This window comes from Acinetobacter sp. ESL0695 (assembly GCF_029392135.1).
Taxonomy (GTDB): domain Bacteria; phylum Pseudomonadota; class Gammaproteobacteria; order Pseudomonadales; family Moraxellaceae; genus Acinetobacter; species Acinetobacter pollinis.
The window spans coordinates 1,300,684-1,320,590 of record NZ_CP113932.1; the positions used below are offsets into that span (position 1 = coordinate 1,300,684).

21 protein-coding genes are annotated in these 19,907 nt (G+C 36.8%); 3 read left to right on the forward strand and 18 right to left on the reverse strand.

What is annotated here, in order from left to right:
- Positions 1 to 26 precede the first annotated feature (26 nt).
- From OZX61_RS06115 to OZX61_RS06145, 7 genes are all read right to left on the reverse strand, one after another.
- Entirely contained in the window at positions 27 to 251 is a 225-nt protein-coding gene (locus OZX61_RS06115) for a DUF6500 family protein (protein ID WP_277094195.1), read from the reverse strand.
- Positions 252 to 320: 69 nt separating this feature from the next.
- Entirely contained in the window at positions 321 to 2,045 is a 1,725-nt protein-coding gene (locus tag OZX61_RS06120; RefSeq protein ID WP_277094196.1) for a biotin carboxylase N-terminal domain-containing protein, read from the reverse strand.
- Positions 2,042 to 3,631: an urea amidolyase family protein gene (locus tag OZX61_RS06125; RefSeq protein ID WP_277094197.1), complete on the reverse strand. Its 1,590-nt coding sequence runs from the start codon at positions 3,629 to 3,631 to the stop codon at positions 2,042 to 2,044. The genes OZX61_RS06120 and OZX61_RS06125 overlap by 4 nt, the downstream gene beginning before the upstream one ends.
- Before the next feature lie 19 nt (positions 3,632 to 3,650).
- Positions 3,651 to 4,457 carry a putative hydro-lyase gene (locus OZX61_RS06130; protein WP_277094198.1) on the reverse strand — a complete coding sequence of 269 codons (807 nt, stop codon included), beginning with the start codon at positions 4,455 to 4,457 and terminating at the stop codon, positions 3,651 to 3,653.
- Position 4,458: 1 nt separating this feature from the next.
- Positions 4,459 to 5,232: a 5-oxoprolinase subunit PxpA gene (locus tag OZX61_RS06135; protein ID WP_277094199.1), complete on the reverse strand. Its 774-nt coding sequence runs from the start codon at positions 5,230 to 5,232 to the stop codon at positions 4,459 to 4,461.
- Positions 5,233 to 5,245: 13 nt separating this feature from the next.
- Positions 5,246 to 6,475 carry an NRAMP family divalent metal transporter gene (locus OZX61_RS06140; protein WP_277094200.1) on the reverse strand — a complete coding sequence of 410 codons (1,230 nt, stop codon included), beginning with the start codon at positions 6,473 to 6,475 and terminating at the stop codon, positions 5,246 to 5,248.
- Between the two features lie 237 nt (positions 6,476 to 6,712).
- Positions 6,713 to 7,654 carry a LysR family transcriptional regulator gene (locus tag OZX61_RS06145; protein WP_277094201.1) on the reverse strand — a complete coding sequence of 314 codons (942 nt, stop codon included), beginning with the start codon at positions 7,652 to 7,654 and terminating at the stop codon, positions 6,713 to 6,715.
- Between the two features lie 226 nt (positions 7,655 to 7,880).
- On the opposite strand from OZX61_RS06145, the gene OZX61_RS06150 reads away from it, so the two are divergent.
- The 3 genes from OZX61_RS06150 to OZX61_RS06160 all read left to right on the forward strand — a co-directional run bounded on the left by OZX61_RS06150 (position 7,881) and on the right by OZX61_RS06160 (position 9,760).
- Positions 7,881 to 8,306, forward strand: a complete 426-nt coding sequence (locus OZX61_RS06150) for a VOC family protein (RefSeq protein ID WP_195772972.1) — start codon at positions 7,881 to 7,883, stop codon at positions 8,304 to 8,306.
- A 68-nt stretch (positions 8,307 to 8,374) separates the two neighbouring features.
- Positions 8,375 to 9,250 (forward strand): LysR family transcriptional regulator, encoded by an 876-nt coding sequence (locus OZX61_RS06155; RefSeq protein WP_277094202.1) that lies wholly within the window; start codon positions 8,375 to 8,377, stop codon positions 9,248 to 9,250.
- A gap of 198 nt (positions 9,251 to 9,448) precedes the next feature.
- Positions 9,449 to 9,760, forward strand: coding sequence for a hypothetical protein (locus OZX61_RS06160; RefSeq protein ID WP_277094203.1), 312 nt, complete (start codon positions 9,449 to 9,451; stop codon positions 9,758 to 9,760).
- 130 nt (positions 9,761 to 9,890) lie between these two features.
- Here the strand turns inward: OZX61_RS06160 and OZX61_RS06165 are convergent, their stop codons facing one another.
- The 11 genes from OZX61_RS06165 to ung all read right to left on the reverse strand — a co-directional run bounded on the left by OZX61_RS06165 (position 9,891) and on the right by ung (position 19,906).
- Positions 9,891 to 11,171 (reverse strand): glycoside hydrolase family 68 protein, encoded by a 1,281-nt coding sequence (locus OZX61_RS06165; RefSeq protein ID WP_277094204.1) that lies wholly within the window; start codon positions 11,169 to 11,171, stop codon positions 9,891 to 9,893.
- Positions 11,172 to 11,645: 474 nt separating this feature from the next.
- Positions 11,646 to 12,308, reverse strand: coding sequence for an SOS response-associated peptidase family protein (locus tag OZX61_RS06170; protein WP_277094205.1), 663 nt, complete (start codon positions 12,306 to 12,308; stop codon positions 11,646 to 11,648).
- A 54-nt stretch (positions 12,309 to 12,362) separates the two neighbouring features.
- Positions 12,363 to 13,454, reverse strand: a complete 1,092-nt coding sequence (gene zapE / locus OZX61_RS06175) for a cell division protein ZapE (protein ID WP_277094206.1) — start codon at positions 13,452 to 13,454, stop codon at positions 12,363 to 12,365.
- 65 nt (positions 13,455 to 13,519) lie between these two features.
- Positions 13,520 to 14,203 carry an orotidine-5'-phosphate decarboxylase gene (gene pyrF / locus OZX61_RS06180; RefSeq protein WP_277094208.1) on the reverse strand — a complete coding sequence of 228 codons (684 nt, stop codon included), beginning with the start codon at positions 14,201 to 14,203 and terminating at the stop codon, positions 13,520 to 13,522.
- A 33-nt stretch (positions 14,204 to 14,236) separates the two neighbouring features.
- Positions 14,237 to 14,596, reverse strand: coding sequence for a LapA family protein (locus OZX61_RS06185; RefSeq protein ID WP_195770867.1), 360 nt, complete (start codon positions 14,594 to 14,596; stop codon positions 14,237 to 14,239).
- Between the two features lie 28 nt (positions 14,597 to 14,624).
- Positions 14,625 to 14,930 (reverse strand): integration host factor subunit beta, encoded by a 306-nt coding sequence (locus OZX61_RS06190; protein ID WP_195770714.1) that lies wholly within the window; start codon positions 14,928 to 14,930, stop codon positions 14,625 to 14,627.
- Between the two features lie 156 nt (positions 14,931 to 15,086).
- Positions 15,087 to 16,760: a 30S ribosomal protein S1 gene (rpsA, locus tag OZX61_RS06195; RefSeq protein WP_023272084.1), complete on the reverse strand. Its 1,674-nt coding sequence runs from the start codon at positions 16,758 to 16,760 to the stop codon at positions 15,087 to 15,089.
- Positions 16,761 to 16,864: 104 nt separating this feature from the next.
- Positions 16,865 to 17,539, reverse strand: a complete 675-nt coding sequence (gene cmk, locus OZX61_RS06200) for a (d)CMP kinase (protein ID WP_277094209.1) — start codon at positions 17,537 to 17,539, stop codon at positions 16,865 to 16,867.
- Between the two features lie 41 nt (positions 17,540 to 17,580).
- On the reverse strand, positions 17,581 to 18,075 hold the full coding sequence (gene tadA / locus OZX61_RS06205; RefSeq protein ID WP_277094210.1) for a tRNA adenosine(34) deaminase TadA: 495 nt from the start codon (positions 18,073 to 18,075) through the stop codon (positions 17,581 to 17,583).
- Positions 18,075 to 19,196 carry an enoyl-CoA hydratase/isomerase family protein gene (locus OZX61_RS06210; protein ID WP_277094211.1) on the reverse strand — a complete coding sequence of 374 codons (1,122 nt, stop codon included), beginning with the start codon at positions 19,194 to 19,196 and terminating at the stop codon, positions 18,075 to 18,077. Before OZX61_RS06210 ends, tadA begins: the two co-directional genes overlap by 1 nt.
- On the reverse strand, positions 19,193 to 19,906 hold the full coding sequence (gene ung / locus OZX61_RS06215) for a uracil-DNA glycosylase (RefSeq protein ID WP_277094212.1): 714 nt from the start codon (positions 19,904 to 19,906) through the stop codon (positions 19,193 to 19,195). The genes OZX61_RS06210 and ung overlap by 4 nt, the downstream gene beginning before the upstream one ends.
- Position 19,907: the final 1 nt, after the last annotated feature.

Below are 19,907 nucleotides of genomic sequence, written 5' to 3' on the forward strand. Positions count from 1 at the left end.
ATCTGCTTAAACATTCAAATTGAAAGCTATGTGTTATTTTCACTTAATATAAGTTGCTTAATTTTATAAGCTTTTTCAAAATGATCTAACCGATGTGTCATAATCCACCAAGAGGCAACTTGCATTAATAATTCTGGTTCATCATTTTTATTTTTAAAAAATGCATAAAAAGAAAGGCCGACATTTTCTCCCTTCTTAGCCATTTGAGCTTCACAAATTTTTAATATTCTTTCTGTTAGTTGTGTATCCATCTATTTGTACTATTTTACCTTTTAAGCTTGTTCCATTAAAACATGAACAAGCTTAAAAACAGATAAAAATTAACTTTCATCAATAGAGGCAATAGATGTATCTGCTGTAATTGTATTTTGCGTATCAATTATAATATTTAAAAATCCACATTTATGGGCAACAATAGGTACTTCCATTTTCATCGCTTCCATAATGCCAATTATTTGCTCACTCTCTACATACTCACCTGAAGTCACATTCCATTTTGTAATAACACCACTCATTGGTGCAGCAACCATATTATAAGATGCAGTTTCTGAACTCGATGTAACATCAGCAATAGGTGCTTGCACCATATTTTTCAGTAGTGTATTTGGCAAACCTACTTCATGTAGCTTCCCATCAATTTCAATTTGAAGATACTGAATGGTACTATTTTTCTGGTATTGGCTTCGTACAAATGGCTCATAATTTGGAGTGTAGTCTTGTTCAATCCAGCGTGTATGTACTTTGAAATCCTCGCAAAAATCTGGATGCTGTAAAACATCTTGATGAAAAGGTAATACTGTTGCAATACCTTCAATCTTAAACTCACTTAAGGCACGTTTTGCACGTTGTATCGCCTGTGCTCTTGTTGGTGCAGTAATCACTAATTTTGCTAAAAGTGAATCGAAATGGCTAGAAACCAAACTTTCACGTTTTATGCCTGTATCTAGGCGCACACCTAAACCTGACGGCGATTTAAAATCATGAATCATACCAAATGCTGGAATAAACCCACGTGTTGGATCTTCGGCATTTATTCTAAATTCAATTGCATGTCCTTGTGGCTTTGGCATCGTTGTTATCGACAACCGATGACCTAATGCAATTGAAATTTGCTCAGCGACCAAATCGACACCTGTAGTTTGTTCTGTTACAGGATGTTCGACTTGTAATCTCGTATTCACTTCTAAAAAAGACAGCATCCCCGAATGACTCAATAAATACTCTACGGTTCCAGCACCCACATATTCGGCTTCTTTACAAATTGCGCTAGCAGAATCTAAAATCTGCTGAAAAATTTGCTCAGATATAAATGGTGCAGGTGCTTCCTCTACCAATTTCTGATTACGTCTTTGTAAAGAACAGTCTCTGGTTCCCAATACCACAACATTACCATGTTGATCTGCAATAATTTGCGCTTCTAAATGTCTTGGTCGATCTAAATACTGTTCAACGAAGCACTCCCCGCGACCAAATGCACTAACAGCCTCGCGAACAGCAGATTCATATAGATGCGTTACTTCATTTAATGCTCTGACCACTTTAAGACCACGACCACCCCCACCAAATGCTGCTTTAATTGCGATTGGCAATCCATAATCTAAAGCAAATTGATATGCTTCTTGAGCATTTTTTAATGGCTCAGTGGTTCCTTGAACAAGTGGTGCACCCACTTTTTTTGCAATTTTACGTGCTTCAATTTTATCACCTAAAAGTTGAATACTCTTCGGTGAGGGGCCAATCCAAATTAGTCCAGCATCCAAAACAGCTTGAGCAAAATCGGCACGTTCAGAAAGAAACCCATAACCGGGGTGTAACATTGTTGCACCAGATTTTTTTGCAACTTCTAAAATTTTCCCCATATTTAAATAGGTTTCTTCAGCAGAGATACCATGTAGTGCCCATGCTTCATCTGCATATTGAGTATGAAGGCTTTGTATATCATCATTTGCATAGATCGCAATAGAATGAATAGATAGGTCTTTACAAGTTTGTATAATTCGTACTGCAATTTCACCACGATTTGTGATAATTAGCTTATGTTTCATATTTTTACGTCCATGAATTCTGAAATTGGATGAAATTGAATACGGCATCCTGTAGGAATTTGTGCCACAAGATCCAAATGGTAATCTGCAACTGTTGCAATAACGGGATATCCTCCAGTTAAAGGATGATCGTTCATAAACAATACGGGCTGTCCATTAGGAGGAATTTGTAACGCACCAATAGCTGTTCCTTCACTTGGGAGTTCCTCATGTTTAATTCGCTTAAGTGGTTCATTTCCATGAAGTCGCAACCCAATACGATTAATATCACTTGTGACTAACCAATCTTGTGAGCTCAAAATTCGTATACTATCTGCATCAAACCAATTGAGCCTAGGCCCTAAAATGACATCTAAGATGACAATATTGGAAGATGTTGGAAGACTTAATTTTTGAAAAGAAATATTAAAAGGAATAGCGCCTACAATCGATTGCTCAACATAGACATTGTCTCCTTGTTTTAAGGGCGCTGCGCCTAACTCCGCCAAAGTGTCAAAACTTCTACTCCCCAATATCTTGGGTGCATCTATTCCACCTCGTATTGCAAGATAATTTCTTAAACCTGCACGTGGTGTTTTAATCTTAATTTGATCTCCCACATCTAATGCAATTGCTTCATAAGTTGAAGCCTCAACAGTGTGTCCATCTTTATATTGAATAGATACTTCAGCCTCTGCACCAGTGATCGCAATAACTGTGTGTTGTTGAATCTCAGCTTGAAAACTACCATTTAAAATTTCTAAAACAGCACTATGAATCTGATTGCCTACACATTCATTCGCATACTGCATCGCACGTTTATCCATGGCTCCGCCAACACCTACTCCTAAGGCAAATTGTCCATGTCTACCCTCATCTTGTATTAATGTTTGCATACCTGATTTTAAGATTTTTAGAACAGCTTCACGACCTTCTTTCTGCTCAACCGCGCCTATTTCTTTTATTGATGAAGCAACGAAAATAGAACTTCCATTTTTATTATCTTTAAAAATAACACGGCGACCGGGCAATAATAATGCTGGTGGATTACGATAAATATCCCACATTTTTTCATCCGTATGTCCAATAAGCTGCCACCCACCAGGACTATTTTTGGGATAAATTCCGCTATACTCACCAGCCAGTGCAACAGCTCCCATGGTAATTTGTTTACGCGGTGAACTCAGTCGAGGAACACTACCAAATGGTGCATTTTCACTATTTAGATAGCCAAAGCCAGGCGAAAAACCAATAAATGCAACCTTCCATTCATTTTCTGTATGTCTCTTAATAACTTCTGCGACAGTTATTCCCAATAGCTCGGCAACTGGAGCCAAATCTATACCTTTATAGCTGACAGGGATAATAACTTCCTCGCCCACCTCTGGTGTTATATCTTTAACTTGTTGTTTAGCAATCCATTCAATTAATTGCTTTTGTTCAATAAGGAATGCTGAATATTCAATAAATATTGTTTTTTCTGCAGGAATCATATCCAAAATCGCTGGATGATGCTGTTGCTTTAAATATCTAAAGAAATTCGTTGTTTCTGACAGATGACTAAACTCAATCAGAAAACTATTTGCACTTACGGATAGAAAACGCATTATTTTTCTGCCTTGAGAATTAAATTGACCATCTACGATCTGGTATATCTGTAATAAGCATATGTCCTGGTGCATGACTAATTGCAAAAGGAATCTTAGATTGTATGACTGCTGCTTGAGGTGTCACACCACAAGCCCAAAATACTGGAATTTCGTGTGGTAACATCCGAGGCATATCGCCAAAATCAGGGCGATAAATATCATTAATTCCTAGCTGTTCAGGAAAACCAATATGTACAGGTGCACCATGTACAAGAGGAACTTTTGATGTAATCTGAACAGCTTGAGACACGTGAGAGGCAGGAATGGGTCTCATAGAGACAACAAGATTACCCGAAATTTTTCCAGCAGTACGGCAAGGAATATTTGTTAGATACATGGGAACATTTGTCCGATCTGTAATATGGCGTACCTCGATACCAGCCATTAAAAGATCGTTTTCAAAAGAAAAACTACAACCAATTAAAAATGTCACCAATTTCGGATGTTTTTCCCAAATCTCTGTAATGTCTGTTAACTCATTTATTTTTTGACCATTTTCCCAGATATGATACTTAGGAAAATCAGACCGAATATCAATATCTTTACCTAATATCGTTTTAAAACCACCAGATTCAATGACGTCAAGAACAGGACAACTTTGAGGATTCCTTTGCGCATACAATAAAAAATCCCATGCCCAATCTTCAGGTACACAAATCATATTTACTTGTGTCATACCCGGTGCAAGACCCATTGTTGGAACATTTGCCCCATGTCTAATTTTAAGTCTTTCTTGATGTGCTATAGCTAACTGTGTCGGTGTGGCTTGATAATGAATACTCATATTACTGACCTCCTTTTAAGGAGGAAAAGGAACGAATTGATATATTTTCTTCGGTTAAGACCTGAGTAATCTTTTGAGCAATTTCTAATGCCCCTTTTGTATCGCCATGTACACAGATACTATCTGCTTGGATAGGAGTTAAATGACCTTCAATTGACTGTACATGCCCTGTTTTCACCATATTTACGACTCTTAACGCAATTTCATCATAATCGTGTAAAACTGCACCATCTATTTTTCGAGAAACGAGTGTTCCATCTGAATGATACGCACGATCTGCAAATGCCTCAGAAATTACAGATAAGCCTTTTTCTTTTGCAAAATGAATGAGTGGTGAGCCAGCCAAAGCGACTAAATATAGACTTGAGTTGAATGCACAAATCGCATCAACCACTGCTTGTGCCTGCTGTAAGTCTTTTGAAATGGTATTATATAAAGCACCATGGGGTTTTACATAGGTCACTTCAGCACCTACACTCTTAGCCATGCCACTTAGTGCGGAAATTTGATATAACACATCGGCATATAACTCATCATAAGATAAATCCATATTGCGCCGTCCAAATCCGACTAGGTCGGGATATGAAACATGTGCACCTATTGCAACTCCACATACATAAGCTTGTTTTATTGTTTTAAGCATACCTTGTGGATCACCTGCATGAAAACCACATGCAATATTTGCACTGGTCACAATTTTTAGAATTTCCTTATCATTGCCCATATGCCATGAGCCAAAGCTTTCACCTAGATCGCTGTTTAAATCAATATTCATCATGATCTCCTTATTATGATTCTAAGTAGTGAAAAATAGTATTGAACGAGATATACCCCATATACCAAGTCAGAACACAGGTGAGAACGCCAAGAACAGTTAACCATTTTGGATAACCTTGATGACCAATCAAATCTTTACGAAATGCTGCAACATAAACAAAGAGTGTTAAACCAATAGGGAGCACGAGACCGTTAAATCCGCCTACGAAGATAAGTAAACTGGCAGGTGTCGCACCTAAAATGACAAAGAGTAAAAGTGCAGCTGCAATAAAAATAGTGGTGCAAGTATTGCGTTGTTTTAATGAGATATCTTTTTTAAATACTGTGAAAAAAGAAACTGATGTATATGCTGCACCTATTGCACTACTAATACCCGCAGCAAAGAAAATTAATCCAAAAATTTTAAATCCAAACTCCCCGGCTGCATATTGAAATGCCTGAGCTGCTGGATTCGCATTTTTACTCGATAAATCAATCATTGCACCACTAGCGACAACACCTAATATAGCCAGAAAAAGTACATATCGAACAATACCTACGACAATAATTCCTTTAGTTGCTGCGCTCGAAACCTCTTTAATATTTTCTGGGCCAACCGCACCTTTATCGAGTAAACGATGAGCACCTGAATAGCAGATATAACCACCTACTGTACCGCCAACAATTGTTGTAATGCTGGCAAAGTCTATATGACTCGGTAAAATAGTTTGATGAAAGGCATCACCTACAGGAGGTGCAACAATAATTGCAACAATGACTACGATGAGTATTTTGACGATCCCTAATACCATCATACTTTTATCTACTACTGCAGTAGCTTGCTTTGATGCAAAAATTAAAATGGCAATGCCTCCGCTAATAACACCACCCCATTTCGTATCAAGCCCTAAAAGTGCATTTAAACCAAGCGCCGCACCTGCAATATTTCCAATATTGAAAAAGAATCCCCCCAATATAACCAATACTGCAAGTACATACCCACTGCCTGGTAAAGCTGCATTAGCAACCTCAGGTGCGCGCATCTGAGTAAGTGTGACGACACGCCAAATATTTTGTTGTACAACATAGTCAATAATAATAGAGAGTAATATTCCAAAACCAAAAGCAGCTCCCATTTTTGCGGTAAATGTTGCTGTTTGGGTTAAAAATCCTGGCCCCATAGCAGATGTTGCCATCAGAAAAATAGATGCAATTAATGCCCATTGTCTTTCTGAAAATAATTTCTTTCTATTATCTTGCATACCCTTCCCTTTAAATATGAAAAATTTCTTTTAATTAATAAATCACATTAAATACAAAAGCGACAAGCGAATAAAATAAAAAATATTGAATTTAAATATTTGATATTATTGTGTTTTTTTATAAATCATATTTTATAATGATTATAGATTAATTTTTTTAATACAAAAAAAATAATAAGCATTATAATAGTGCTTATTATGTTTTAATATAGTGCCTTATGCCATATATTGGATCATTTAAAATAAATAAAAGTTTTCACTCTTAAATTGCTGATTTAACTTTTTCATTGCTTTGCTAGAAACACTCACTGCAAGATCCGCAAGATTGTGTTTTACATTGTCATCACTTCCAATGGTGTAAACACATAAAAAATGGTAAGGCCTTAAGTAAATTTCAGAGGGCAATAAATATAACTTCTTTTCTCTTAGCTCTTTTAAGACAGAATAATGTGGTAGCACACCAATCCCCATTCCTTCTTCAGTCATCTTAATTAAAGTGGTTAATGAATAACTGGTAATTGTCTTAGGTTCTAATAACCTTAATTGATTCAATTGTTGCTTTAAATCTAAATAAGGGTGTGTATTTTTGGGATAGCTAATCATGGTCGATCTTGTTAAATCACGAAAAGTAAACGCGCCTTTAGATTGAAATCGCTTGCCAAAATCGGCAGAAACTAGAAAATTTTGTTCAAATGAACATAAAGGACGCTGAATACAATCGAAGTCACATGTATGATCTAACATAAAAACCATATCAAGCTCGCCATTTTTTAACATCTCTTTCAATACTGGCGTAATATTAATAATAATATCTAAGGTAATATAAGGGTATTCACGATAAACAACGTCAATGAAATCTACCAACCACGTATGCACAATGGTTTCTGAGGTTCCTAAACGAATTGTACTCTCAATACAACTGTCATTTTCAGCAATAGTCGATAAGAACTCTTCGTTAAGTAAAATTAATTTTTCAGCATATTTAAATGCAATTTTTCCTTTGTCTGTTAAGTGTATATAGCGTGGTGTTCTATTCAAAAGCTTGATATTCAGTTCAGCTTCCAAAGCTAAAATACGCTGAGATACGGAAGACTGTGTAGTATTGAGATGTATAGCAGCTTTATTAAAACTATTTAAACGAGCAACCCAATATAGTGTTTCTAAACCTTTATAATTCAACTGACAATCTCCAAATTTGGAAAATTAATCTTTATAATATATAGAGATATAGTGAAGTAACTCAATCTATTTCTTATTGAATAATCCACAAAAAATATTTATTAAACTCATAAAAATATATTGTTTTTATAATTGAATTAATTTTTCTACTATCGAATGACCTACTCATGATTATTAAACAAATCTGGCAGGTAAATTACTGATATGAATAACCAAGGATTCGATTATGGCATTATCCCCTTTTCATCTTGCAATTCCTGTATATGACTTAGCAGCGGCAAGAAATTTCTATGGTCAAATTTTCGGATTATCTGAGGGGCGTTCAAGCACTCAATGGGTTGATTTTGATTTTTATGGACATCAACTTGTAATACATGAACACCCAAAAACCACCACACAAGAGCATGCACATACCAATCCAGTAGATGGACATGACGTCCCAGTTCCTCATTTTGGTATTGTTCTATCATGGAATGAATGGGAGGACTTAGCAGAACGCTTAAAAGGATTTAATACGCAGTTTGTCATTGAACCATATATCAGGTTTAAAGGACAAGTTGGTGAACAAGCAACAATGTTTTTACTCGACCCTTGTGGTAATGCTCTCGAGTTCAAAGCATTTAAAGACATGGGTCAACTTTTTGCTAAATAGTTTTTTTAATTACTTCTCATAGCTACTTTTTTTAATTACATTATATATTTATGTCATAAAAGTAGCTTATGCTTACCGAATTAAAAACACTCATTGCCATTAAAAAATACGGATCATTTAGTGCTACTGGTAAAGAAATTGGTTTAACGCAAGCTGCGGTCAGCGCACAAATTAAATCATTGGAATTATATTTAGGCAGTAAACTATTTGACCGTGTGGGCCGAAATGTTCACTTAAATGCAGAAGGTTTAAGAGTAATTAACCTAGCTGAAGAGATGATGACATTAGCAGAAAAAATGAAGTTTCCTCCCTCATTGACTGAGTTTTCAGGAGAAATACAAGTTGGTGCAATATCAACGATTCAAGTCAGTTTTCTTCCACAGTTATTAAAGAAAATGATTACTTATTTTCCCAATGCTCGAATTAATTTAGTACCTGGTATATCAGAATATCTTCTTGAATCTGTGATGGAAAATCGCTTAGATATCGCATTCATTATTAAGCCACCTTTTGCTTTGGATGAAACGATAGAGTCTTATACATTAAAAAAAGAGGAATTTGTACTTATTACACATCAATCTGTTGATGAAAGTCATATTAGAGAAATTTTAGAGAAATACCCTTTTATTCGCTATAACTACAAGTCATTTGGAGGAGTTTTGGTTCAAGACTTTATCCATCATTATAAATTAAATACTAAGGACTTAATTGAAGTAGATGACATCGAAGCGATTGTTAAAATGGTAGAATCGAATCTTGGAATCGCAATTATCCCCGATGTTGGACTATGGAAAGAAAGACCAGCTCAAGTCAAAATATTCAAACTCAATAATGAATTACAGTTTTTTCGTGAAATTATAGTTATTCATAAAAAATATGAATATCAGTTTATTGCAAAGAAAATAGTAAAAGATCTGATTCAGGACCAATATACCCTCTTTTAAAATGTGAGTAATTTATCAATTAATATACATAAAGATAATTTAATCACAGTATAATCGATTTCCCTTATTTTAGTTTATATTGAAATGCTAAAAAACTTTATTTTCATTGCGTTTAGCTTTTTTGTTTCTCAGCAATTATTTGCGGACGTTGGTACTCTTAGCTTTTATGGACGTGTTGGAGGCTCAGCATATTCATATATGGGAAACTGTCCGAATGTTAGTGCTCAAGATATTTCATCTAGTAATGGTAATGTCGTGTTAGTCTCTGATGGACTATGGGACAACGGAGCAGCATGTCGAAGACTATATGATATGCGCTGTATATCAACTCCTGGCAAAAAGTCTTGTACCAGAAATGTAGAACGAGTTATGGTAGTAGGTAGTTGTCCGAATGGCCAATGTGTTGTTGCTGGGAAAAAAGTAACCATGATGGTTGCAGCTCCTCGCTATTCATCTTTCGTACAATCTAGAGATGCGTATTACGCAAATATCGAATACGTACAGAGATAAGCAATTAAACCACTTCGCTTTTCTAAAAGCGAAGTGGTAGTTATTTAAAAAACTTAAGTAAAATTACATCTTAAATATCTAAAAGAAAAACTGAAGGCAAATAATATAAAGGACAACATTACTCATTGTACTATCTCCCAAAAGGCTTGATTTGAGGTTTTAAAGTAATATTACGCATGGCAGGAATATAACCATAGTCAAGCACTTCACGTACAAAAGAGCGATCTCCTTTCAGTTCAATACGTACTGTTGGTGCTTCCGTACCACCAATACGATACTTCAAATGCTCTGATGTCTCGAAATCTACAGGTATCGTATCAATAAAAGAGGTAACTAAACCATTTGGCATTACATAATGTGAATACGTTTGATATGGCTGCGAAGACGGATTACCTAACACTAGCCCTGAACTATTCATTGGACGATATGGACCCGTTAAATCCTCACTGACAAAACCATAGACTCCATCAGGACCTGTTAACCCATCTGCATACGTGTATTTATGACTAATGGTAAATAAATAGTACTTCCCGTCTTTAAATACATAGTGAGGACGTTCTGTTTGGTCATTTACCCCAACTGCAGTCACCAGCGGCGGTAGAATCTGCCAATTCTCACCAGTAAGGTCTGTGGCAACAGCTAAGCCAATACAGCCTACTTGGTAACGTGCACCGCCCACTTCGGTATGGCCAGGTGGAACACTCCCGAGCTCGGCCGGTCCTACCGTATGCGAACCGCGATCACCTGCAACATTGCCTTCAAAGACCATATACAAACGACCATCATTTGGATCAATGAATGGACATGGATCACGGAAGTTCCAGTATGGGTTTTGTGTTTCAGTTTGATAGTATTTTCCATCGGCTGAAAATAATGATTTAACGGTACTGAAACCTTCAACCGTCACTCCTGTATCAGAAGTCACTAAACGACCACGTACTTTTGCAATCGTTGCACCTGGTGTCACACAGGTATAGTACAAATCAACATCACCTTTATCGTTTAGTAAGATAGGTGTACCTGCCCACTCACGTGATGTTGGAGAAACTCCTTCTTTCATTACACGACCGCCAAAGACCCAGCTCTTTCCATCACGGCTGTACCAAAAGCAAATACGTGCACGACCATGACGATCATTCCAATCTGCTGTGATATCATAATTACCATTAGCATCTTTAAACTCATCAGGGCTACGAGTTGCTGTCAGGGTGAAAATTACTGACCAGCCATCAATTGAAACCACAGTACCGTCTAAAATACGTAAAGGCATGGTATCCCAGATAAAGAGTTCATCATTCATCACAGGGAAATCTGCAGAAACAATCGGCTGAGTTGTTGTTGGATCATCTTCATTCACTTTTAAAGCGTCAGCACGTGTCCAAATTGTCGATTGATAGTTTGTATTAATCATCTCTAGTGATCCTTATTTTATAAATGTTTTGCGAAACCGCATTTAGAAAATAGATCAGAAGAGAAAAAATAAAAAACCAATTGAGGTGTAAAGGAACTGACACAACAAAGAGAGAAAGATTTCTTGATATTCAGTTGTTTATAGATTGGCACAACAATAAAGGATGGCGCTTTGCAGAGAAATATAGAGACTATTTGCGGCCATAAAAAAAGCTCAGCTGAAGAGACCAGCTGAGCTGAAAAACTGCATAATATGCAAATTCACTAGAGGGTGAGCCAATATCTATTGACTAAGGCCATTGTGTATAAAAAGAGCGATTTATAAAAATACTTTTATTATATAAGTAAAAACTATGAGATATTGATGTCATCAGCCTCATTAATACAATCAAGTAACTGTATTAAAACAACTTATAATTACAAAACCTAGCCATATTAATTCTTTTTTTATATATAAAGATACAGATTTGTCTGGTTAATCATTAAACATACTCAACTGCGGTGTATCTTTTACACTTATTTCCTTAGGTACATATAGACACTCAAACTCATCTACAGGAAAACCTTGTACAAATGGAGCAATATTTGTTGTTTTAAGAGATAACCAGTCATTTACTTGATGATGAGGAATTACAATAACAGATCTTTTCACATTACCTGGTTCGTGAAAATCTTTCATCATGGGATGATCAATCGCATCCATTGTTAGCATTGTTGTAGAGCGAATAATTTTTTCATCAATTTTAGAAATTTCATAAAGTGCAGCAATGAAAAATGCTTCACCATCCTTTCTTCTCACGCCCCAACGCTGGGGTTTACCATCAATATATTTACTTTCATAAAACTCAGTGACGGGAATAACACCAAATTTATATTTTTGTAAAGCTTGCTGAAAAGTTGGCTTCTGTAATAAGGTTTCCTGACGTGCATTATATGTTTTTTTAGCTATTTGCTCATCTGCAGCCCATTTAGGAACCATGCCGAAGATAACTTCCCGCCACTCTATTTCCAATTCAGAGCGAAATAGCAATGGTAACTTACCCATTGGATAAACTTCATCACTATATGAAAATTCAATTTTTGGTAGGGAACATCTTTCAACTTGATCTGCTGTAATTGGTTTAAAATTTGCACACATGATGAACCCCTATGAATCTAACAAAACGATTATATCATAAGAATCGATTGGAAATTATGAGGATTTATGCATTGCATTTAAATAATCATCAGACTGCATTTCTAATAATCGAGATCGGGTACGCTCTATTTCAAAGGCTAGTTTCTCACCCTTATATAAGTCTATAATTGAATCTTCTGAAGTAATTAATAACTTTACACCACGATCATAAAACTCATCTACAAGATAGATAAAGCGTCTCGTTGCGTCACTTAATTGATCAGTTAAATGAGGTACATTACTCACTAATACCGTTTGATATCTATTTGCAATTTCAATAAAGTCTGCAGGACTTCTAGGTTGTAAACATAATTCAGAAAAACCACACCAAATGACATCTTCACTAATGCCTAATGTTTTAACCTGTCTATGATTAATTTCTATACTATCTGTTGTTGTATGTTGTGCTTGAGTCAATGCGGTAAATCTTTCAGAAATCCAATGATCACTTTCTTCATTCAACGGTGTTTTAAATAACTGAGCTTGCTTTAATATTCTTAATCTATAATCAACACCAGCATCAACATTTAGAATCTGACAATTCAACTTTACCATTTCAATGGTAGGTAAAAACCGATCACGATGCAATCCATCTTTATATAAACCATCTGGTGCAATGTTTGATGTTGCTATTAATGTAATACCACGTTGAAATAATTTTTGGAATAAATCACTTAAAATCATTGCATCAGGAACGTTAGACACAAAAAACTCATCAAAACAAATGACTGTAGCATCTGCATAAATTTGATCTGCTACTGCATCTAGTGGATTTTGTTGCCCCGTATGACTATGTAACTCTTTATGAACATATTGCATAAAATGATGAAAATGTAGTCTCATTTTACGCTTTAAAGGCAAAGCATTAAAAAACTGGTCCATTAACCAAGTTTTTCCACGACCTACTCCACCCCACATATAAACACCTTTCGGAGAGGTTTTCTTTTTTAAAAAAGAAAAAAAACTTTTCGATGCTTCATCTTGTTCTAGTAACTGATGCCATACCCTATCTAAAGCTTCTACTGCACTATTCTGTGCATCATCGGCAATAAACTTTCCCGATGCAATCTCAGCTTGATAACGGGCCATAGGAGATAATAGTTTCATTTCGAATAAACAATCCATTGTTGTTATTTTAGAAGCCCATACTTAGATGGACTTCTATTTTCATATTAAGCAATTGAAGCAAATATATCAGCTAGCGTTTGCTTTGGATTTTCTGATTGAGTAATTGGCCGACCAATTACCAAATGTGTTGAACCATTTTCAATTGCTTGCTTTGGGGTCACAATTCTTTTTTGGTCATCAGTATCTGCACCAATAGGTCTAATACCAGGAGTAACCAATGTAAAATGCTCACCTAATTCTTCGCGTAAGAATGCAGCTTCTTGTGCTGAACAAACCACACCATCTAGTCCAGAATCTTTAGTTAATCTTGCAAGACGACGAACATGATCCATAGGATTTACATCAAGCCCAATTTCTCTTAAATCTTCTTGCTCCATCGATGTAAGCACAGTGACAGCAATTAACTGGGTTTCGTAATTCCCTTTTTTTAATCTTTCTACACACGTTTCCATCATTTTACGCCCACCAGATGCATGAACGTTTACCATCCATACGCCTAGATCTGCCGCAGCACAAACAGCTTGTGCAGTGGTATTCGGAATATCGTGAAATTTAAGATCTAAGAAAACGTCGAAGCCATGCTGATGAAGTGACTTGACAACTTTAGGCCCTTCATGAGTAAACAACTCTTTACCCACTTTAACTCTACATAATTGTGGATCTAACTGATCTGCAAGAATAAGAGCATCTTTCTCACTTTTTGCATCTAAGGCAACAATTATACTCAACGGCTTAACCTTAACAATAAATAATAAAGCCCATTATAATGGGCTTTGATTGTTTGAGTTAATATCTAAAACAGTTTTTTCGTGTCGAGTTTGAGCAACTGCATCTGCAGCCGCAGTTTTTGCAATTTCAATTTGCTCTTTTCTAAGACGTTCAATCTCTTTGTGCAAACGCTTAATTTCCCAGTGATTCTGAAAAACACGAAATACTTGAACACCAAGAAGTAAGCCTACGACTACGCCAAGTGCCAAAGTAATTAAAACAAGTAGCCCTATACGCATCTCTGGCACATGAGTAAACCATAAATCTACAGTAACAGGCGTACCATTAATGAGAACGAGCCCCAAAGAGTACGAAAATATGACGATCAGTAAAATAATTAGTATAAATCGCATCATAATATCCACCACAATTTTTTAAATTTTAGTTTTGTAGAGATTCGTTGACGGCATCTCTTAATGCTTTACCTGGCTTAAAATGTGGAACAGCTTTAGCAGCAACTTCTACTGATTTTCCTGTTTTTGGATTGCGTCCTACACGTGGGTCACGGTGATGCAAGGCAAAACTACCAAATCCACGAATTTCTATACGGTTGTCAGCTGATAAAGTATCAATCATTTGATCAATCATAATTTTAACCGCTTCTTCCACCAACGGTTCTGCAAGATGTGGATTCTTTAAAGCAATTCGTTGTATTAGATCAGATTTATTTAGTGCTTCTGTAGTCATCTACGACCTCATTGATTTCTAGCGACTTTTATTTGTAAGTTTATAATAACCTGTTTAAATACAAAACGGTAGCATAGTAAGCTTATACTACACTACCGTTTACAGTAATTAACCAATAAAGTATCAATTAGTTACACTAATATCAACTTTTTAGAATTACTTCATTTGTGCTTTAATTAAGTCACCAATTGTCTTAGGACCTTTGTCTTGAGACGCATTAGTTTGACGTAAGTTAGCAACCGCTTCACGTTGTTCAGCTTCGTCTTTCGCTTTAACAGAAAGATTGATTGTACGTGACTTGCGATCAACGTTTACAATTTTAGCTTCAACTTCTTGACCAACTTCTAGAAGTTTAGTTGCATCTTCAACGCGGTCATGGTTGATTTCAGAAGCTTTTAATTGAGCTTCAACTTCGTCTGCTAGTTTAACAGTAGCACCACGTGCATCAACTGCAGTGATTGTACCTTTAACCAACGCACCACGTTCGTTTGTAGCTAAGAAATCGTTAAATGGATCGCTATTTAACTGTTTGATACCTAGGCTGATACGGTTTCCTTCAGCATCTACAGAAAGAATAACTGCTTCAACAGTGTCACCTTTCTTGTAACGACGGATAGCTTCTTCGCCTTGCTCGTTCCAAGAAATATCAGACAAGTGAACTAGACCATCGATGCCACCTGGTAGACCGATGAAGATACCGAAGTCAGTGATAGACTTGATCGTACCAGAAACTTTTTCACCTTTGTCGTGATTCTTAGCAAACTCTTCCCATGGGTTAGCACGAGTTTGTTTAATACCAAGAGAAATACGACGACGTTCTTCGTCAACTTCAAGAACCATAACATCAACTTCATCACCAATTTGAACAACTTTTGATGGGTGAATGTTTTTGTTTGTGTGATCCATTTCTGAAACGTGTACAAGACCTTCTACACCTTCAGCAATCTCAGCAAAGCAACCGTAATCAGTTAAGTTAGTTACACGTGCTTTAACAATTGAACCTTTAGGGTAACGGCTCATGATTGCTAACCATGGATCTTCACCAAGTTGTTTAAGACCTAGTGATACACGGTTACGCTCGCGGTCAAACTTAAGTACTTTAACTGTAACTTCTTGACCAACTTCAACAACTTCAGAAGGATGCTTGATACGTTTCCAAGCCATATCTGTAATGTGAAGAAGACCATCGATACCGCCAAGATCAACGAAAGCACCGTAGTCAGTAAGGTTTTTAATTGTACCTGTAACTGTTTGACCTTCTTCAAGTTGAGCAAGTAATGCTTCACGGTCAGCTGAAGATTCAGCTTCCATTACTGCACGACGAGATACAACAACGTTATTACGCTTAGCATCAAGTTTGATTACTTTAAACTCTAACTCTTTACCTTCAAGGTGAGTTGTATCACGGATTGGACGAGTGTCTACCAATGAACCTGGTAAGAACGCACGAACAGGACCGATGTCAACAGTGAAACCGCCTTTAACTTTACCAGAGATAACACCAGTAACGATTTCGCCATCTTCAAAGATTTTTTCAAGCTTAGTCCAAGTTTCAGCACGTTTTGCTTTTTCACGTGATAAAACTGTTTGACCCATGCCGTTGTCTAAAGCTTCAACAACAACATCTACATTATCGCCAACTTGAACTTCTAGCTCACGTTGGTCATTTAAGAATTCTGCACGGTCAACAATACCTTCTGATTTAAGGCCAGTGTCAACAGTTACCCAGTCAGAATCGATGTTTACAACAACACCTTGGATGACTGCACCCTTTTCAACGTTTAAATTTAATTCGCTTTCTTCAAAGAGGGCTGCAAAAGATTCGGTCATGATATACCTGATAAATTCAGCGGTCTTGGATCAGTCAAGGCCGGTTTAGTTACGTCTATGAGCTATCTACTAAAACTGATCGAGCAGCACACAAACAAATTCTGTTAAGCAAACAATCGATCGATATGTACTTTCATCATCTGAAAGACTTCATCGATCGTCAAATCAGAGCTGTCTATGATATATGCATCTGAAGCAGGCTTTAAAGGCGCAACCTCACGTTCCATATCTCGCTTATCTCTGGCTTGTATGTTCTCTAAAATGGCCGACATTTTAGCATCACTACCCATTCCCTGCAACTGCTTATATCGACGTGTAGCTCGCGACTCAGCAGATGCTGTTAAATAGATCTTTGCGCCTGCATTTGGAAAAACAACAGTTCCCATATCTCGTCCATCAGCCACTAAACCTGGCGCTTGAGCAAAAGCATACTGCCGATCTAAAAGAGCAGCTCTTAATTGCTCGATCACTGCAACTTTAGAGGCGTACTCACCTACTTGTTCAGAGCGAATAATATTTGTAACATCATGACCATCTAATTTAACCAATACACCAAACTCATTTGGTTCAAATTGAATATCCAATTTTTTAGCAATTTCCACACACTCTTCATCATAGAGTGTTTGTAGTTTATTTCTTCTTACTAATGCTAAACCTAATAATCGATATAAGGCACCAGAATCCAGTAAGTGATACTGATAGTGCTGAGCAATTTTAGCTGCGAGTGTTCCTTTGCCTGAACCACTTGGGCCATCAATGGTAATAATATGAACTGTCATAATTTAATCTCATGAAATACTTAGGCTATTTTAGGTAAAAACTAGGCTTCTTTTTCTAGCTTTTTTTGCTCACGGCGCATTTTAAAGAAATTACTCAGCTGTAATGAGCATTCTTCTCTCATACAACCACACTGGAACTCAAATTTATGATTATAGTAACCATCTTCTAATAGCTTCCGAGCACTCATTAAAGCACCAGCTTTCGGCTCTGGAGTCGCAAAAACAACTCGATGAATTCGTGCATGAATAAGTGCACCAACACACATTGTGCATGGTTCCAAAGTCACATAGAGTGTTGCATCTTTAGGTAATCTATAATTCTTTAACTGCCGACAGGCATTTTGAATGGCTAAGACTTCAGCATGTGCCGTTGGATCATGAGAGCCTATAAGTTGATTTCTTCCAACCCCAAGAAGATGACCATTACTTACAAGAACTGCTCCAACAGGCACTTCACCCTCTGTTGCAGCGATGTCTGCCTGTTGAAAGGCTTGTTTCATCCAGTAAAAATCATCTGTACTAAATTCATTACACATTAAATAATATCATATTGCTTCAATAAATTATTCCAGCTCTCAATGGTCGTTATTGGTGGGTAATCAGACAAAATACCTTTGAGTGTATAGGCCTGTATACTTTGCCACTGTGGATTTAAATCTTTATCAATAAGACGAGCTCTTACACCCTCTATAAAATCTGGATGTTTAATTTTCCATGCAGAAATCTGCTTTTCTAAAGCAAAAACTTCTGTCCACGAATGACCCTCTTTACCCCACTTCCATAATAGCCACGTAATAGCGACGGTCACTGGCGACCCTTTTTGCAAGTTTTCACCTGCCTGTCTAAGCCAGTCACTTCTTGCTTCGCTTAAACCTAAAATAGCATCACAGTCTTGTGTAAATGATTTACCACGACATACTGTGTGAATCGCATCCAGTGAACTCTGCAAAGGACCCACAGCAACAGGGCGATGCATACTATTTAAAACATCATCTAAGGCACGGAATTTTCCAGCAGGATAGTCTTCCCAACGGATATTAAATAGTTTATCAAGTACTTTATCACGTTGTGCCTCACAAATATGTGTTGCCCATCCAATTGCATATGCACCCGCCGAAGTCATAATTGAACCTGTTAAACCTGTAAACAGACCAATTGCACCACGGTCCGCAAGAAAACGAGTTGCTCCAACATCTGGGTAGAGTCCAATATTAATCTCTGGCATTGCCAATCGGGATTCTGGTGTAACAAGCCTAAATGGAGCTGCCATAAATAGCCCCAAACCGCCTCCCATAACGTAGCCTTCTCCCCAAATTACAACAGGCTTTATATAGTTATGTAACAATAAGTCTAAAGCATACTCCTGTGTAAAAAAGTCCTCAGCAATCTTATGATCATTTTCCAAAACAAGTTGTCTAAGCTTACGGACGTCCCCACCTGCACAGAACGCTTTAGGTGTCGTAGAGTCTAACCAAACCGCTTCAATGCTATCGTCATTTTGAATATCTTCAAAAATTTGAATTAAAGCATTCACTAAAGAAATATCCAAAGCATGCAGTGTTTTCGGTCTATTTAATCGAATGACAACCCAGCCATTGATTTGTTTTTCAACTAAGATATCCGAATGATATTTTTGTATTGCACGTTGTTCTATCATGAATCCAATTGCCAATTAATAGGTTTAATATGATGCTTTTCAAGATAACTATTGGTTTTTGAAAATACTTTACAACCAAAGAAACCGCCACGATTTGCAGCTAAAGGCGATGGGTGGGCAGCAGTCAATACCAGATGCTTATCTCGTAAAATACGTTGTCCTTTTCGTTGAGCATAAGCGCCCCATAGAATAAATACAATGTTTTCTTTTTGTTCATTTAATACATCAATAATATGATCAGTAAAGTCTTCCCAACCTTGTTTTTGATGCGATGTTGGTTGCCCAGCAACAACTGTAAGCACACTATTTATTAACAATACACCCTGAGTCGCCCAATTGGTTAAATCGCCATGAATAGATGGTTTCACACCTAGGTCAGTATTTAACTCATGAAAGATATTACGTAAAGAGGGAGGCAAAGGAATACCTTTTTGTACTGAAAAACTCAATCCATGTGCCTGATTCGGACCATGATACGGGTCTTGACCTAAAATAACGACTTTCACTTGATCTAACGGCGTTAAATTCAGTGCGCTAAAGATCATTGAACTTGGTGGGTAAACTACTTTGTCTGCTTGTTTTTCTTCCAACAGAAATTGGCGTAAGTTGTCCATTTTAGAACTGACCAAAAAGTCACTTAAAGCCAATTTCCAGCTTGGATCTAACTTCACTTTTTCTAGCTTGACTTGCTGTTGTTGCGTTAATTCCATG

Coding starts and splice junctions, on each gene's coding strand:
- OZX61_RS06115 (WP_277094195.1), bottom strand. CDS start 251: ATGGATACACAACTAACAGAAAGAATATTAAAAATTTGTGAAGCTCAA.
- OZX61_RS06120 (WP_277094196.1), bottom strand. CDS start 2,045: ATGAAACATAAGCTAATTATCACAAATCGTGGTGAAATTGCAGTACGA.
- OZX61_RS06125 (WP_277094197.1), bottom strand. CDS start 3,631: ATGCGTTTTCTATCCGTAAGTGCAAATAGTTTTCTGATTGAGTTTAGT.
- OZX61_RS06130 (WP_277094198.1), bottom strand. CDS start 4,457: ATGAGTATTCATTATCAAGCCACACCGACACAGTTAGCTATAGCACAT.
- OZX61_RS06135 (WP_277094199.1), bottom strand. CDS start 5,232: ATGAATATTGATTTAAACAGCGATCTAGGTGAAAGCTTTGGCTCATGG.
- OZX61_RS06140 (WP_277094200.1), bottom strand. CDS start 6,475: ATGCAAGATAATAGAAAGAAATTATTTTCAGAAAGACAATGGGCATTA.
- OZX61_RS06150 (WP_195772972.1), top strand. CDS start 7,881: ATGGCATTATCCCCTTTTCATCTTGCAATTCCTGTATATGACTTAGCA.
- OZX61_RS06155 (WP_277094202.1), top strand. CDS start 8,375: ATGCTTACCGAATTAAAAACACTCATTGCCATTAAAAAATACGGATCA.
- OZX61_RS06160 (WP_277094203.1), top strand. CDS start 9,449: ATGGGAAACTGTCCGAATGTTAGTGCTCAAGATATTTCATCTAGTAAT.
- OZX61_RS06165 (WP_277094204.1), bottom strand. CDS start 11,171: ATGATTAATACAAACTATCAATCGACAATTTGGACACGTGCTGACGCT.
- OZX61_RS06170 (WP_277094205.1), bottom strand. CDS start 12,308: ATGTGTGCAAATTTTAAACCAATTACAGCAGATCAAGTTGAAAGATGT.
- zapE (WP_277094206.1), bottom strand. CDS start 13,454: ATGAAACTATTATCTCCTATGGCCCGTTATCAAGCTGAGATTGCATCG.
- OZX61_RS06185 (WP_195770867.1), bottom strand. CDS start 14,596: ATGCGATTTATACTAATTATTTTACTGATCGTCATATTTTCGTACTCT.
- OZX61_RS06190 (WP_195770714.1), bottom strand. CDS start 14,930: ATGACTACAGAAGCACTAAATAAATCTGATCTAATACAACGAATTGCT.
- rpsA (WP_023272084.1), bottom strand. CDS start 16,760: ATGACCGAATCTTTTGCAGCCCTCTTTGAAGAAAGCGAATTAAATTTA.
- cmk (WP_277094209.1), bottom strand. CDS start 17,539: ATGACAGTTCATATTATTACCATTGATGGCCCAAGTGGTTCAGGCAAA.
- tadA (WP_277094210.1), bottom strand. CDS start 18,075: ATGTGTAATGAATTTAGTACAGATGATTTTTACTGGATGAAACAAGCC.
- OZX61_RS06210 (WP_277094211.1), bottom strand. CDS start 19,196: ATGATAGAACAACGTGCAATACAAAAATATCATTCGGATATCTTAGTT.
- ung (WP_277094212.1), bottom strand. CDS start 19,906: ATGGAATTAACGCAACAACAGCAAGTCAAGCTAGAAAAAGTGAAGTTA.